Raw genomic sequence first — 15,506 nt, 5'->3', positions numbered from 1 at the left:
ATCCTATCCAAATTTAGGCGGTCCGCTGCTGAAAAAGAGAGACTTCGTAGGTATTCAAGGTGTCCGAGAGATCCACCATGGCCTCGGTGGGATAGTGGGTGGACAGCAGCACTCGCCAGGGGCCTGGGGGCAGTGGGTAATCGAGGTTCAGGGGTTTCTCAAAGGAAAAATTAATCAGCACCAGCACGGTTTCTGAGGCTAGCGATCGCAGGTAGGCCAGATGCTCATGGGGAAAGTGTACCAGAGTTTTCCAATCCCCCAATCGCAGGGCGGCGCTCTGGCGGCGGGTCTGGATGAGTCGACGGTAGAAATTGAGAATCGAATCGGGGTGCTGTAGCTCCGTCTCTACGTTGACCGTGAAATAGTTTTCATGGACCGGAAGAAAGGGCGTGGGCGTTTGACCAAAGCTAAAGCCCGCGTGGATGGAACGATCCCACTGCATGGGCGTTCTGGCACCGTCGCGGGGCAGGGGAGAATTTCCCACATCGCTGAGCATCACCGCCGCATCCTTGAGGAATTCTGGCGGAATTTCATCGTTGTCAACCATGCCCAATTCCTGACCATAGTAGAGCAGTGGCGTGCCGCGAATGGTGAGCAGCAACGTGGCTGCTGCCCGCGCGATCGCCCTTGAGTCCACACAGAGGCTACAGTCCACCCAGCGCGCGAGATGACGAGGAATGTCGTGATTATCGAGAAAATAGGTGGGCCAGGCACCGGGGGGGGTCAGGCGTTCTTGCTTTTCAATCAGCCGCTGCAGAAAGCCCGGATACCAGGGACTAAAGGGAAACTCAAAGGTAATGGGCAGGTGTAGCTCGTCATTGTCAACCCCATAGAAAATAATCGAGTCATAGACCGAGCAATCAATAAAGGTTTCACCAATCAGAAGGCGATCGTCATATTCATCGATAATGGCGCGGATATCCTGAATAATCTGGTGGTTATCGGGCAAATTTTTATCGTAGATATGGTGAAAGCTGCGATAGCCGGACAGGGCCGATTCTCCATATTTGAGGGGATTATCTCGGAAGAACGGGTCCTTAATAAATACGCTGGAAGCATCCAGGCGAAAGCCATCCACGCCCATATCCAGCCAGTAACGAACAATGTTGAAGACCGCACGCTTGACCTGGGGATTATGCCAGTTGAGATCCGGTTGGTTGACGTTAAAGGTGTGAAAGTAATATTGTCCACGGGCCTCGCAATATTCCCATCCACTGCCCCCAAAATAAGAAAGCCAGTTATTGGGAGGTTTCCCACCGGGCATGGGGTCTTGCCAGAGATACCAGTCCGCCTTAGGAGTGTGGCGGCCTGCCGCCGATTCCATGAACCAAGGATGCTTATTAGAGGTGTGATTCACCACCAAATCCAAAATGACGCGAATTCCACGGCGGTGAGCTTCGCGCAGCAGCTCTCGAAAGTCCTTAAGCGTGCCGAACACGGGTGCAATATCGCAGTAATCGCTAATGTCATACCCGTTGTCCACCATGGGGGAATGATTGATCGGTGAGAGCCAAATGGCATCCACGCCCAGGGAGGTCTGACTCTGAGGGTTTCCATCGTTCAGGTAGTCTAGGCGCCGAATAATTCCCCGCAAGTCACCAATGCCATCCCCATTGCCATCGGCAAAGGTGAGGGGATAGATTTGATAGATGACCGCACCCCGCCAAAAATCCGAGAGGGCATAGGGTGTAGACGTTTGAGCGTTTTCAACCATGGCAGACTCAACAAAGGAATATTCCCATTGTGATTCCCGTTGCGCCCTGGATTGATACTTTATTGCCATTTTTTAAGATGGCTGCGGCCTCCTAAACACGATGGGATGCTGCTCGGCATCCCATGTCGCAAACGGCTAGCAGCTAGCTAGCTGGGCAGCCGACCTGGCCTTACGGTCAGCGCCACTGACTGACCGCCGCGATTAATGTTCAGGGGCAGCGATTGACCAATCGTACTGTCCTCCACTAACCGTTGAACGCCCTCAGCTGTCTGCACTGGGCGATCGCCCAGGGACTGAATGACATCTCCCGTCCTCAGACCCGCCCGTGCTGCAGGAGAATTGGGCAAAACCCCGGCCACCAGAACTCCCTGGTCCACGGAAACCGGCAGGTTTTGATTTTCCGCCGCCAGCCGTTGGCGCAGATCTGGCGTGAGGGTGGCCATTTGAATCCCCAGATAGGGATGCTGAACTTCGCCGGTGGCAATGAGCTGCTGGGCAATTTTCTGAACAGTGTTGACCGGAATGGCAAAACCAATGCCCTGTGCCCCCTGGATAATGGCAGTGTTGACCCCAATCACCTCGCCGCGAGCATTGAGCAACGGCCCACCGGAATTTCCAGGATTAATGGCCGTGTCGGTCTGAATAAACTCCACCCGCTGATCGGGAATCCCCAACTGACCGCTGCTGCGACCCAGGGCGCTGATAATGCCCGTGGTCACCGTATTATCTAGCCCTAGGGGATTTCCAATGGCGATCGCCCATTCGCCGGGCTGAAGCCGTTGGGCATCTCCAAAGCGAACCGTGGGTAAGTTTTGAGCGTCAATTTTAACCACCGCAAGGTCAGTGACCGGGTCAGCACCCAGCACCTGCCCTGTAAAGCTGCGGCCATCCTTGAGAGTCACGGTCACCTCGTCGGCACCGTTAACGACATGGGCATTGGTAATGATTTCACCGCGATCGCTAAAGACGAATCCTGATCCCACGCCCTGCTGCACCCTTGGATCTTCCTGCCCTCGATTGCCGAGGAATTCGCGCGGCATAGACCCTTGAAAGCCCTTAGCCCCAGGTGTAGCAGCCTCGATCCGCACCACAGCCGGCCCCGCAGACTCTACAACGGTAGACACAAAGGTCTCTGGACCAGGATTAAAGCTTGAGGGTCGAGGGGCCAGGGGCGGCACCGAATCTGAAGCTGTTTCGACCCTGAAGGGGAAAGGGGTGCCGGTCGTTGCATAACCCCCCGCAACCATAAGACCGGCCCCCAATGCAACTAGGCCAAGCGCTGAAAAAAAGGTCTGCACCAGTGAGCGTGGGTGCGGGGCATCTACTCGGTGTGCCTCCAGATCAGCGTTAGCCCCATAGCCAAGGGAGATTTCTTGAGAAGCAATTTCAGGTGGAAATTCCGAGGCCAGCTCCGGTGACAGATGCATGGGTTCACCGGAATCAGGCGACCTCGTATCACGATGCTGGGACGATAGAGTCATAGAAAAAAATCTCCCGAAATCGGGACATCAACAATTACAATCAGTCCTTACAAAATGAGCTAGGAATGCCTTGACCCCAACAGATTGAGTCTGATTGATCTGGGCCAAGGCGTAGGAGAGAACAACACTTCCCGCAAGAGATAGTGGGGTATGCATCAATGAGGAACACTTGAAGGAAAAAACTTTCCTTAAGGGTAGAGAAGTCATCTCCCTCGAGAAGTGCGTATGGCCATAGGCTAAAAAAACAGTGTCAAGAACTTGTTAAGACGCGGGGGAATTTATGAAAATTTTGATTGTTGAAGATGACAAACGCATTGCCCAGCCCCTGGCTGAGGATTTACAGTACCAAAACCATGCCGTGGATATTGCCCTAGATGGTGAAATGGGATGGCATTGCACCCAGGCCACCGACTACGACTTGATTTTGCTCGATGTGATGCTGCCCAAACTGGATGGCATTGCCCTGTGTAAAAAAATTCGCCAGTCTGGATCCACCGCGTTTGTCCTGATGTTAACCGCTCGAGACACCACCGCCGATAAGGTCCTGGGGCTAGATGCCGGTGCCGATGACTATCTGATTAAGCCCTTCGAATTAGAGGAGCTCTCGGCCCGCATCCGTGCTCTCTCCCGACGCAGTCGAGAGGTGAGCCACCCCGTGCTGTCCCACGGGAAGCTGCAGCTCGATCCCGGACGCTGCACAGTGACCTACAATCAGCAGCCCTTGGACCTAACCCCTAAGGAATATATGATTCTAGAACTGTTTCTCAAACATCCCGGTCAGGTTCTAACCCGCTCCGCCATCTTGGACCGGCTCTGGAATTTTGATCAAGTCTCTGGTGAGCAAACCGTCAAGACCCACCTCACCAATCTGCGCCGCAAACTCAAAGTAGCAGGGGCCTCTGGAAAGCTGATTGAGACGGTTTATGGGCTGGGATATCGCTTAAATCAGCGGAAAAAGTAGGGCATGTTTGAACCCATTCGTACGCGACTCCTCCTCTCCTATTTAGGGGTGCTGGCAGGAATTCTGACTATTTTTTCCCTAGCGGTGCGGACCGTTTTTATTCGTAGCTTAACCGAAACCCAAATTGAAGAGATGTTCCTGCTGGCAAAGGCAGCGGCCACAGTCGCAGACTTTCGGGGGGGGCAGCTACGGATAACCGATGCCTTCACCGCCAGCAAGCTGACGGCCCGTAACGAAGCCCTAGAATGGTTCAATTCCCAGGGTCACAGCATTGGACATTCCGGCCAAAACATTATCCGTTCTCCACTCAACCCCAATGCCTCTGTGCAAGTGGAGCAGGTGCAGGGGGATTTTCCCCACAAGGTTCTGGCCGTTACGGTTCCGGTCACCACGGAAGGCAGTGAGATGATCACAGGGTTTGTGCGCGCGAGCCAGTCCCTGGAACCTGTGGAAACCGCGGTGGAGCAACTGGACCTGGGATTGGGTCTGGGTAGCCTGATTGCGCTTATGTTTAGCGGCATGGGCGGTTTTTGGCTGATGCAGCAGTCCATTCGCCCCATTGAGGCAAGTTACGAGCAGCTCAAGCAGTTTACCGCCGATGCATCCCACGAGTTGCGCAGTCCCCTGATGGTCATTACCAGCAACGCCAAGGTAGCGCTCAAATATCCCGAGGGCATGCGCGCCAGCGACGGCGATAAGCTGGAGGCCATCGTCAGCGCCAGTATGCAGATGGCTCAGCTCACGGAGGATCTGCTATTTTTAGCGCGGACCGAGAAAGCGCCCCGTCGGCATCGTCAACGAATAGATCTAGTGGCCATGCTGGATCATTTGCGTCACCTGTATCAATCCGAAGCGGACGCCAAGGAGATTCAATTAGCCTACAAGTCTGGGAACGGACCGATTGCGGTCACCGGTGACGAAGCCCAGCTAAAGCGTTTGTTCACGAACTTGATTGTGAATGCGCTGCGCTACACACCGGATCAGGGCAAAGTCACGATCCACAGCCGCACCACCTTGACGCAGGCCGTTGTCACTGTAGAGGATACCGGCATTGGAATCGCGCCACATCAGCTATCCAAGGTGTTTGACCGCTTCTGGCAGGCAGAATCCTCTCGCAGCGCCACGAGCGGCGGTAGCGGCCTCGGATTAGCCATCGCTCAAGCCATTGTTAACCGCCACGGCGGAAATATTAGCGTGACCAGCCAGATCAAGCAGGGGAGCTGCTTTACGGTTAAACTTCCCCTGGCCTGAACGTAAAAAACGCAGCTCTCAAGGAACTGCGCTATAGAGTGTGAGGATAAATACATCACCAGAGCCAATAAAGCCTGGTTGAAGTGGCCTCCGAAGACCAGTAGGCTCCAGGGAGTCACTGTTCTGAAGACCTGTTAGGGTGTGTCAGTTATTAAAGTAACAGCCAAATATCAAGAAAACGTCAAGACTTCAAGGGGGCATCCCCGCGCCTTTTTCGGGGTCTTAGGGGCATTCCTCCACTGGGGCTCATCCTGTTTTGATTGATCTTTGAGATATTCTCTAGGTGAACGATAAGGTAAGGAAACGTTTTTTGACCTGTGGCCCCGAATGTCTCGGCAAAGCTGATGAATAAATCGCCTAGTCTACCCCTGACGCTTGAGTTGGAGCCTAGGGTTTGTAAACTGGCCTCCTTCGACCCTCGGTTCTGGAAGCGGCCTCAACTTCTATGAGTATCTCCCCGACCCCCTTGTCCTCGCCATCTCCACTCAGGGGTGAGATCAGGTTACTCCTGGCCTGTGCGGGTCTGCACCTGGTCCCGGACCATCGCACCACCATTGCGGCCCTCTTGGATCAAGGGCTGGATTGGGAGTATGTGTTACGGACTGCGGCCCGGCATCGGATCACGCCGCTTTTGTTTCAGGGACTTGCCCAAGGCTGTCCCGAGCGGGTGCCCAAGGCAATTACGGCCTACTTGAAGCAGCGCTATCACCTGAATCATTTGAAGAATCTGTTTCTGACCCATCAACTCAAGGGGCTGCTTCAGCTTTTCCAGCAGCAGCAAGTTCCGGTCCTGGCCTATAAGGGCCCGGTCCTGGCGCAGATGGCCTACGGAAACCTGGCTCTGCGCGAATTTTGCGACCTGGACTTACTGGTGCATCCTGATCAGTTTTGTACTGCTCAGGCGGTTTTAGAAGGGGCTGGCTACACTCAGATCATGAACTTAAGCTGGGAAAATCAATATGCCAGCGCCGATCAGCAGGTCAATATTGATCTGCATCGACGCCTGTGCCCTGACTACTTTTATCTTCCCGATGAATTTATCAATCCCCAGCAGGACCGGCCCAGTCTGGAGTCCTGGTTTTTGCTGCTGTGCATTCAGATCGGGAAAGACTGCTGCCACTGGAAGCTTTGCCTGAGTCAGCTGTTTGACCTAGCCGAGTTGTGGCGATCGCACCCGGATCTGGAATTTGCTTTGGTGCAGGAACAAGCCCGCGCCCTGGGCTGCCATCGCCTACTCTGGATGTCGATTTGTCTGATCCAGGAGGTACTGGCCTTTCCGCTACCGCCCGCTGTTCAGGCGCAGCTGATCGATCAGCGAGTGGCCCAGGATCTAGCGCAGCAGGTCCAACAAAAGCTGTGGTATGAGGTGGATCATCCCAAACCGCGCCGCGCCGAAGTGGGATTTTGGGAGTTTTTCCGGGATTTAGACCACAGGTTTTATCTGCGGATTCGGGAGCGCCCCCGCGATCGCCTCCGGTACGCCTGGCACTGGCTGTGGAAGTTTATTCGCTTTAGCCTCACCCCCAACCAAGCCGACCGAAATTTAGTCCGGCTGCCTCCCTATCTCTCGTTTTTATACTGTCCTATCCACGTCATTCGCTTGATTTTGAAATATGGCTGGTTTAAGGCAGTGGCCAGGGCAAAGCGCGATCGCCACCATATCCTGGGTGTGTAGAATCCTTGGGCCTAGGGACCGCTGTGCGCTGGCCTCAGGAATGAATCTCTTCGCCTCCTGAATACACCCACCAAGCCCGCTGCCGCAGGGGCAAGGACGACTTTTGGCGTGAGATCAGGCTGAGGAGGTCAGGAGATCCAGGCTTTACGCTACGTGATTTCCGTGGGCAACGGGGAATAGAAAATGCCTGGGGAGTCGGGGTGACGGGGAGTTCAGTCATGAATTCTAGTCAACTGGCACTGAAGCAGGAAATCCTTGATGTGAACCAGGGAATCTTCCTCTGACCTTTCAGGGTCAGAGAGAGAGGATGTCAATCATCCAAAACTCGTTCTGATCCTGAAACAATCATCCACTGATGGTCAAAGCGCTCCCATTCATAGGTTTCCTGGCGGCGAGACACCCCGCGCAGGAGTCCTGGCCACAGGGACCATTTCACGGTTTCCCTGTGGGTCACGAGGGCGCGATTGGGATCGGGGCGATGGATGGAAATTTCGTCAAAGAGAATGGTCCAGGATTCGCCGCGGGCCAGAGACCTTTGATAGAACTCGGTGGCACCCACCAAGCGGGCATTGTAGTCCTGGACTTTGCCGGTGCGGGTTCTGTAGCGAAACCGCTCCTTGTGAATAGGCATGAAGCTATAGAGACTAAGGGCATCGCGCTTTTCCAGGAGACGGGGCAGGGCCGCATAGTAGCGATCTAGAAACTGATCAAAGGTATCGGCGGGCGCCGGGGGATCTTCCGGGGACAAGACAGGCACCGCAATCGGCAGCACCGCGATCGCCGTCTGAATGGGAATCCCCAGGCTCAGTCCGGCCTTAACGGGCACCCCCTGCACCACCTGCTCCGCCAGGCCATGAATTCCCACCAGTTGGCCCTGCTGATTGAGAATGGGTCCGCCGCTCATCCCCGTCTGGGTGACATTGTCATCAATCAGGCCATAGCCACGCTCGTAGGTGCCTTTTCCAGTGACCACTCCCTGGGTAATGGTGAAGGTGGGGCGAGTAATGGCCAGTCCCGTCTGGGGAAATCCCGCCACGTAAATCCGATCCGTCTCCACCAGCGCATCCGAGTTTCCCACCACTGCCAGAGCATAGTCCGGGGCCTCTGGGGCGACGGCAAACCACAACAGGGCCACATCTAGCCCCGCGAGCAAAACCATTTCCTGGACCACCCCCCCATGGAATCGACCATCGCTGGTCACCGCGTAAAGTTCCTCACCGGGCTGGGTGGCGTCCACCACATGCTTCGCCGTCAGCACCGCATAGCGATTTCCCTGGCGCTGTAGAAGCACCCCGGAGCCCGAACTGCCGGCCGCCTGAATTTGCACCGTAATCGCGGCGGCGCGATCGCGAATCTCCCGACCCGAGAGTGCCCGAGCCCTCCTGGAGAGGGCGATGGCCCCCAGCCAAGCCGAGGCCATGAGAAAGAGAAAGAAACGGCGCTGTATGAATTTTCTGTGGGTATCGCTCCCAGGGAGAGCCTTGCTAACCGGCAACCCTACCCAGCGCCATCCTACCCTAAGCGGTTCCCCGATGTTGCTCGGTCTGAAACTCCCTGTCAAGTGGGACACCTGGGTTCAACAGCCCCCCTTTGTAACCCCCATTCGTAACCCCTATAACAGCTCCCATCCATGGCCTACATCAACGGCCTACAATGGACTAGCTTTTTGTCAGATGCACAGCATCAAACCATGGTCAATCTTGCTCACCTTATTGCCCAAGAACTTCAAGTTTCAACTCAACAGGTCCACAGCGCCCTAGCCCTCTTGGCGGAGGGGGCAACGGTTCCCTTCATCGCCCGCTATCGGAAGGAGCGCACCGGGGGCTTAGATGAGGTGCAGCTTCGCGCGATCGCAGAGCGCCATACCTATCTCACGGAACTCGAAGACCGCAAAGGGGTGATTCTGACAGAAATTGATCATCAGGGCAAACTGACCCCAGCCTTGCAACAGCAGATTCAGGCCTGTCGGCAAAAAACAGAGCTGGAGGATCTCTATCTTCCCTATCGACCCAAGCGCCGGACTCGGGCAACCATGGCCCGCGAGCAGGGCCTAGAGCCGCTAGCGCGGCAGATTGAGGCGCTCAATCAGCGGGGCATAGCCGCCCCACCGTTCAAAAGCCTGGCCAGTCCCTTTGTCCAAACCGATCGGGGGGTGGACAGCGTAGACCAAGCATTGCAGGGAGCTGCCGATATCCTGGCGGAGGAATTTGCGGATCAGGCCGATTTGCGGGCTAAAATTCGTCAATTTTTCTGGCAATCTGGGGATTTTACGGCGAAAATTCCTAAAAAATATCCAGAAGGATCCACGAAGTACGAAATGTATCGCCAGTTCCGGGTCCGAGTTAGCCAGATCTCGGCCCACAATTTACTGGCGCTGTTTCGTGGTGAAGCCGAGGGGATTCTCCGCGTGGATCTCGACTTTGATAGCGATCGCCTCCTGACCCAGCTAGAGCAGGACACCCTCCAATCCCAGCAGATGGAGGTGCGACAGTTCTTCCAGGCCATGATTCAAGATGCCTTTCAGCGATTGCTCAAGCCAGCCTTGGTGAAAGAAATCCGCAGCCAATGTAAAGCCCAGGCCGATGAGCAGTCTATCCAAACCTTTGCGGCTAATCTGCGCGATCTACTGCTGGCCAGCCCAGCGGGAATGAAACCCACCTTGGGCATCGACCCTGGGTTTCGAACCGGCTGCAAGGTGGCCGTGCTGGATGCCACCGGGCAGTTTATTGACTATCAGGCCCTTTTTCCGCACCAGGGGCCACGCCAGCGCCAGGAAGCTGCCACAACGCTCCAGCGGCTCATCACTGACTATCAAATTGAGCTGATTGCCATCGGTAACGGCACCGCTAGCCGGGAAACCGATGCCTTTGTGGGAGAGGTTCTCTCGTCTCTATCCTCACCGCCAACCCAAGTGATGGTGAATGAATCCGGAGCCTCTATTTATTCTGCCAGTCCCCTGGCCATCGCTGAATTTCCCGATCTAGATGTCACCGTGCGCGGCGCCATTAGCATTGGCCGCCGTCTCCAGGATCCTCTAGCGGAGCTGGTCAAAATTGACCCCAAATCCATCGGCGTGGGTCAGTATCAGCACGATGTCGATCAAAAGGCCCTGCGCCGCAAGCTCACCGAAACCGTGGAAAGCTGCGTGAACTATGTCGGCGTGGACCTCAACACCGCCTCTCAAGAGCTACTCACCTATGTCTCAGGCATCACCCCCACCCTGGCCCACCAGATTATTGAATATCGAAACCAGCATGGCGCCTTCGGCGATCGCCAGCAGCTGCTCAAGGTCAAAAAGCTAGGTCCCAAAGCCTTTGAGCAATCCGCCGGATTTCTGCGCATCCGCCGGGGATCTAACCCCCTCGACAATACCGCCGTTCATCCAGAAAGCTATGGAATTGTCGAGGCCATGGCCAAAGATCTTCAGCTCTCCCTCGATCAGCCCACCGCCATCGCCCAGCGCCTCCAGGGTCGATCTTTAAAAGCCTACCTAACCGACACCATTGGGGAACCGACACTGCGGGATATTTTAGCTGAGCTGGAGAAACCCGGACGCGATCCCCGGGCTGAGTTTAAAACGGCTCACTTTCGAGAAGATATTACTCGCTTGAGCGACCTCCAGCCGGGGCTACGCCTGGAAGGGGTGGTCACAAACGTCACCAACTTTGGTGCCTTTGTAGACATCGGGGTCCACCAGGATGGCCTGGTGCATATCTCCCAAATGGCCCATCAATTTGTGCGCGACCCCAAGGAGATTGTAAAGGTGGGGCAAGTGGTCCAGGTCACGGTCCTGGAGGTCAACGCAGCCCTGAAGCGGATTGGATTGTCCCTAAAGGCTTAGAGCCCTGGGAAAAAACCAGGGCAGAGCCCCCCTACCAGTAGCGCTGCAAGGGATGAAAATTCTCCTGGCCATAGAGGTCCACCGGATCTAAAATTTGGGGCTGAATCCAAGTTTGTTCAGGATCGACGCCCACCGATACAGACTGGTGGGGAAACAAATGGGTCAGGAAAAAATCCAGGGTGCCCTGCTTCACCAAACCCAAGAGCACCGCCGTTGTCCCAAAGCGACAACCCACATGGGTCTGAGCCCAAAGAATTTGATCAATCTGCCCAGGATCAATCAGGCCAGCCGCCACAAAATACTGTCCCAACGGATAGCGCACCGTCTGCTCACACAGAAAACGCCACTGCTCAGCGAAAAATTCCACCGTTTCCGGCTTGGCCCAACCATGCACCACCAAGATTTCACCCAGACGAGAGGTAAAAATCTGACGCTCATAGAGCGCCACTTGCAGCTTGGCCTCGGAAATCAGGTGGGCATCCAGCAAAATCTGCCCAATCCTTCTGTTGGGAGCATTAGACCGACTCAAAAGGGCTGACATAAGCATTGTAAAAAATGGGACACCAAACCCTAGCCAGACTCTACCCCCAAGCGCTGTTAATGCACAGAGTTTTAGCGACCAGGATATCTAAATTTATCTTTTCAGAGAATAAACTGTCTACCCGAATCTTTTCGTGGCGTTCCCTAGAGGCAGGAGGGTTGGCCCACCCATGAATTCTTGGCGGCTCAAGCCCCAGGCAGCCCCTGCAGGGGGGCCGGGATTAACCTCTAAGGCTGGGTTGGGAAAAGTCGATGGCAAGCCTGAGCAATTGCCCAATTTTCCTGGGCTTCAATCACAAAAACCTGTATTTGGGAGTTGGGATCTGCAATATTTTGATTGACCAGATTCGCCTGGTTCTTTGCCTGGTCCAGCCGCATCCCGATAAACTCCAGCGCTGCACAGACTTGCGATCGCAAAGCCGATGCATGTTCGCCAATCCCTGCGGTAAACAGGAGCGCATCAAGATGACCATTCAGGCTCATCAACATGCGGCCCATTTCTGCTTTCAGCCGATGCAGATAGATCTCGCGGGCGAGCTGAGCCCGCTGATTGCCCTGGGCGACGGCAGCCTCGATCTGGCGCCAGTCCGAGGAGACGCCCGAAATCCCCTGCAAACCCGACTCCTGATTAAGCAAATGGTCGAGGTCTTCAGCCGAGGCACCCTGACGCATCAGGGCGATCAAGATACCCGGATCAATCGATCCAGAGCGAGTGCCCATCATCAACCCCTCCAGGGGAGTAAATCCCATGGTTGTATCAACGCTGTGGCCGTTTTGCACCGCCGAAAGTGAGCTGCCGTTGCCCAGGTGACAGATCATCAAGCTTAAATCAGCCAGATTTTTGTCCAGCAGCATTGCGGCTTGCCGAGCGCAGTATTCATGGCTAATTCCGTGAAACCCATAGCGTCGGATACCCTGGTCAATCCAGCCATAGGGACCGGGATAGATGGCGGCTGCGGCTGGAAGCTGTCGATGAAACGCCGTATCGAAGACGGCAACCTGGGGAGTCTTAGGGAACAGGGACTCGGTTAATTGGATGCCGGCCAGATTAATAGAATTGTGAAGGGGAGCCAGGGCAGTGAAGCGATCGATCGCGGCCTTAACCGAGTCATCAATAACAACGGGGCGCTGGTAGGTTTCGCCCCCATGAACCACCCGATGTCCAATGCAGTCCACGGCTTCTGGCCCGCTCAGGACCCTATGGGCACCGTCCCATAGGGTTGCCAAGAGCTGAACCAGCGCCTCGCTAGGGTCCTCAGCGACAAGGCGTTGATCTCGGATCCCTGGCCCCGTTTGAAGGGTGAGGGTAGCGGTGGACTGCTGGGCATGCCAGTCTAACTGAGCTGACCAGTCCGGCGTTGGCGGATGCCTGGGCAAGGCACCGTCTAGGGTATAGAGACTGCATTTATGGCTACTCGATCCGCCATTCACCACCAGAATCTTCATCCTACTTTTGCATACCCCAATCAGGTCACCCTACCGCCTCAAACCACTGGAAAGCCATCGAATGGACCTAAGGAACCCTCAACCCAGCCTCCGATTGGCTATAGGGCTGGAGGTTAATCGGAACCGACTGAACCTGCCAGACCTGGTGAGCATACTCTCGGATCGACCGGTCAGAGGAAAACTCACCCATGCGTGCAGTATTCAAGATGGAGCGCCGAATCCAGGTCGCTTCATTGAGAAAGGCTTGGCTCACTTGTTCCTGACAATTCAGGTAAGACAGATAGTCGGCCATCAGAAAATAGGGATCGTCGTTCAGCAAAGACTGCACCAGGGGGCGAAACAGGTCTCGATTGCCCTGGGCAAAGAAGCCAGACTCAAGGCGATGAATCGCCCGGTTTAATTCGGGACTGTGGTCGCAATAGCGGCGGGGATCATAGCCCTGGGATCGAAGTTGCGATAGCTCCTCCACCTTGTGTCCAAAGTGAAAGAAGTTCTCAGATCCCACGGCCTCTCGAATTTCAATGTTGGCCCCATCCAAGGTGCCAATGGTTAAGGCCCCGTTGAGGGCAAACTTCATGTTGCCTGTGCCTGAGGCTTCTTTGCCCGCGGTCGAAATTTGCTCGGAGAGATCCGCTGCCGGGTAGATGGGTTGGCCGTTGGTGACGTTATAGTCCGGGAGAAACACGACCTTGAGGCGATCGCCCACCGCCGGATCTCGGTTGATCACCTCCCCAACAGCAGTAATCAGCCGAATGATCAGCTTAGCCTGGACGTAGCCGGGGGCAGCCTTCCCCGCAAAGATAAAGGTGCGAGGCACCAGATCCAGACTGGGATTCTGCTTCAGGCGATTGTAGAGGGTGATAATGTGCAGCACATTTAAGTGCTGCCGCTTGTACTCATGAATGCGCTTGACCTGCACATCAAACAGAGATTCCACGTTCACCTGAATCCCAGTCCGCTCCAGAATACGCTGGGCCAGAGCTTGCTTATTGGCTTGTTTGACAGATCGCCAGGCAGCGCGAAACTCCGGATCCTCTGCCAGGGGTTCCAGGTCTCGGAGGTCCTGAAGATGAATGATCCAGCGATCGCCAATCCTGCGCGTAATTAACTGAGCGAGTCTGGGATTACTGAGAAGCATCCAACGCCGGGGCGTCACCCCGTTGGTGATATTCAGGAACTTTTCAGGCCACAGATCGTAGAAGCCGCGCAGGACCGTTTTCTGGAGGAGCTGGCTATGGAGGGCTGCGACCCCGTTAATGGCATGGCTCCCGACAGACGCTAAATAGGCCATCCGCACAGACCGAAAAGGCTGATCAGCAATCAGCGAGAGTTGCCCCATCTTTTCCCCATTGTCCGGGAACTTGAGGCGCACATCCTCTAAAAAGCGGCGGTTAATTTCCATAATAATTTCCAGATGACGAGGCAGCAGCTGTCCCAGCAGATCCAGGGACCAGACCTCCAGAGCCTCCGGGAGCAAGGTGTGGTTGGTGTAGGCAAAGGTTTGCTGCGTAATCGTCCAGGCCAGGTCCCAGGGAACGTGGTGATCATCGACGAGCAGGCGCATCAGTTCGGGAATGGCGATGGCGGGGTGGGTATCGTTGAGCTGCACCGCAAACTTTTCGTGGAAACGCTCTAGTCGTCCTCCCTGGGCAAGGTGGGTGCGAATTAAATCCTGGAGGGCACAGGAGACAAAAAAGTATTGCTGCTTAAGGCGCAGCTGCTTGCCCTGGATCGGCTCATCATTGGGATAGAGGACCTTGGTCAGGTTTTCCGAGATGACCTTTTGATCTACGGCCCCATAGTAGTCACCATGATTGAAGACACTCAGGTCAAAGGATTCCGGAGCCTCTGCCTTCCAGAGCCGTAGCGTATTTACCGTGTTGACTCGATAACCTGGAATTGGCGTATCGTAGGGGATGCCTTTAACGGTTTGGTGCGGTATCCAGCGCACCTGGTAGCACCCTGTCTCATCGGTGCTGGCCTCGGTGTGGCCCCCGAGTTTGACAAACACCGCATCTTCAGGTCGGGCAATTTCCCAAGGATTGCCCGACTGGAGCCATTTATCCGTAATTTCCGCCTGCCAGCCCTCGCGAATCTCCTGGTCGAAAATTCCAAACTCGTAGCGAATACCATAGCCGATGGCGGGAATCTCCAGAGTGGCCAGGGAGTCCATAAAGCAGGCGGCTAGCCGCCCCAAACCACCATTGCCAAGCCCCGGCTCCTCCTCGCAGGCCAGGAGGGTTGCTAAGTCTAACCCCGACTCTGCCACGGCCTGCTGCACCGTCTCATAAAGGCCCAGGTTCATGAGATTGTTCCCCAGATGAGGGCCGGGCAGATATTCCGCCGAGAGATAGATCACCTGCTTGATCGTGGGCAAGCGATGGGTGTGGGTCGAGGCCATCCAGCGCTGCATGAGGCGATCGCGCACGGTATAGGCCAGGGCAAGATAATAGTCGTTCAGGGTGGCCCCATCGGGCGGTTTACCCAACACGTAGTACAGATTATCGGCCAAGGCGCGGCGGAGGGTGGGAATCGTCACTCCGGTGCGATCATCTTCGATTTGAATCGCAGGTGGGATCTGGGAGGAGGCTGTCATA

General features: G+C 55.4%; 10 protein-coding genes. 4 read left to right on the top strand and 6 right to left on the bottom strand.

All coding sequences use genetic code 11. From position 1 onward, the window contains the following. Window positions 1–13: 13 nt before the first annotated feature. Window positions 14–1,714, bottom strand: coding sequence for a glycoside hydrolase family 13 protein (locus tag QQ91_RS18605; RefSeq protein ID WP_166277212.1), 1,701 nt, complete (start codon window positions 1,712–1,714; stop codon window positions 14–16). A gap of 146 nt (window positions 1,715–1,860) precedes the next feature. After that, complete coding sequence (locus QQ91_RS18600) at window positions 1,861–3,195, bottom strand: HhoA/HhoB/HtrA family serine endopeptidase (RefSeq protein WP_236095954.1); 1,335 nt, start codon at window positions 3,193–3,195, stop codon at window positions 1,861–1,863. Window positions 3,196–3,475: 280 nt separating this feature from the next. Here QQ91_RS18600 and QQ91_RS18595 point away from each other — a divergent pair, with 280 nt between their 5' ends. From QQ91_RS18595 to QQ91_RS18585, 3 genes are all read left to right on the top strand, one after another. Beyond that, window positions 3,476–4,156, top strand: a complete 681-nt coding sequence (locus tag QQ91_RS18595; RefSeq protein WP_166277209.1) for a response regulator transcription factor — start codon at window positions 3,476–3,478, stop codon at window positions 4,154–4,156. 3 nt (window positions 4,157–4,159) lie between these two features. Then, on the top strand, window positions 4,160–5,407 hold the full coding sequence (locus QQ91_RS18590) for a sensor histidine kinase (RefSeq protein ID WP_166277206.1): 1,248 nt from the start codon (window positions 4,160–4,162) through the stop codon (window positions 5,405–5,407). A gap of 445 nt (window positions 5,408–5,852) precedes the next feature. Continuing rightward, entirely contained in the window at window positions 5,853–7,082 is a 1,230-nt protein-coding gene (locus QQ91_RS18585) for a nucleotidyltransferase domain-containing protein (protein WP_166277203.1), read from the top strand. Between the two features lie 310 nt (window positions 7,083–7,392). Here QQ91_RS18585 and QQ91_RS18580 read toward each other — a convergent pair whose 3' ends face one another. Next, window positions 7,393–8,502 carry a trypsin-like peptidase domain-containing protein gene (locus QQ91_RS18580; RefSeq protein WP_166277200.1) on the bottom strand — a complete coding sequence of 370 codons (1,110 nt, stop codon included), beginning with the start codon at window positions 8,500–8,502 and terminating at the stop codon, window positions 7,393–7,395. 270 nt (window positions 8,503–8,772) lie between these two features. On the opposite strand from QQ91_RS18580, the gene QQ91_RS18575 reads away from it, so the two are divergent. Further along, window positions 8,773–10,923 (top strand): Tex family protein, encoded by a 2,151-nt coding sequence (locus tag QQ91_RS18575; protein ID WP_166277284.1) that lies wholly within the window; start codon window positions 8,773–8,775, stop codon window positions 10,921–10,923. Between the two features lie 31 nt (window positions 10,924–10,954). Here the strand turns inward: QQ91_RS18575 and QQ91_RS18570 are convergent, their stop codons facing one another. From QQ91_RS18570 to QQ91_RS18560, 3 genes are all read right to left on the bottom strand, one after another. Further along, window positions 10,955–11,464 carry a cyclic di-GMP-binding domain-containing protein, MshE-related gene (locus tag QQ91_RS18570; protein ID WP_166277197.1) on the bottom strand — a complete coding sequence of 170 codons (510 nt, stop codon included), beginning with the start codon at window positions 11,462–11,464 and terminating at the stop codon, window positions 10,955–10,957. A gap of 227 nt (window positions 11,465–11,691) precedes the next feature. After that, window positions 11,692–12,909, bottom strand: coding sequence for an acetate/propionate family kinase (locus tag QQ91_RS18565; RefSeq protein ID WP_166277194.1), 1,218 nt, complete (start codon window positions 12,907–12,909; stop codon window positions 11,692–11,694). A 67-nt stretch (window positions 12,910–12,976) separates the two neighbouring features. Beyond that, window positions 12,977–15,505: a glycogen/starch/alpha-glucan phosphorylase gene (locus QQ91_RS18560; protein WP_166277191.1), complete on the bottom strand. Its 2,529-nt coding sequence runs from the start codon at window positions 15,503–15,505 to the stop codon at window positions 12,977–12,979. Between the last annotated feature and the right edge of the window lies 1 nt (window position 15,506).

The sequence above is a fragment of the Lyngbya confervoides BDU141951 genome (assembly GCF_000817775.3).
GTDB lineage: Bacteria > Cyanobacteriota > Cyanobacteriia > Thermosynechococcales > Thermosynechococcaceae > Lyngbya > Lyngbya confervoides.
This window is presented reverse-complemented; position numbering and strand designations above follow the sequence as displayed.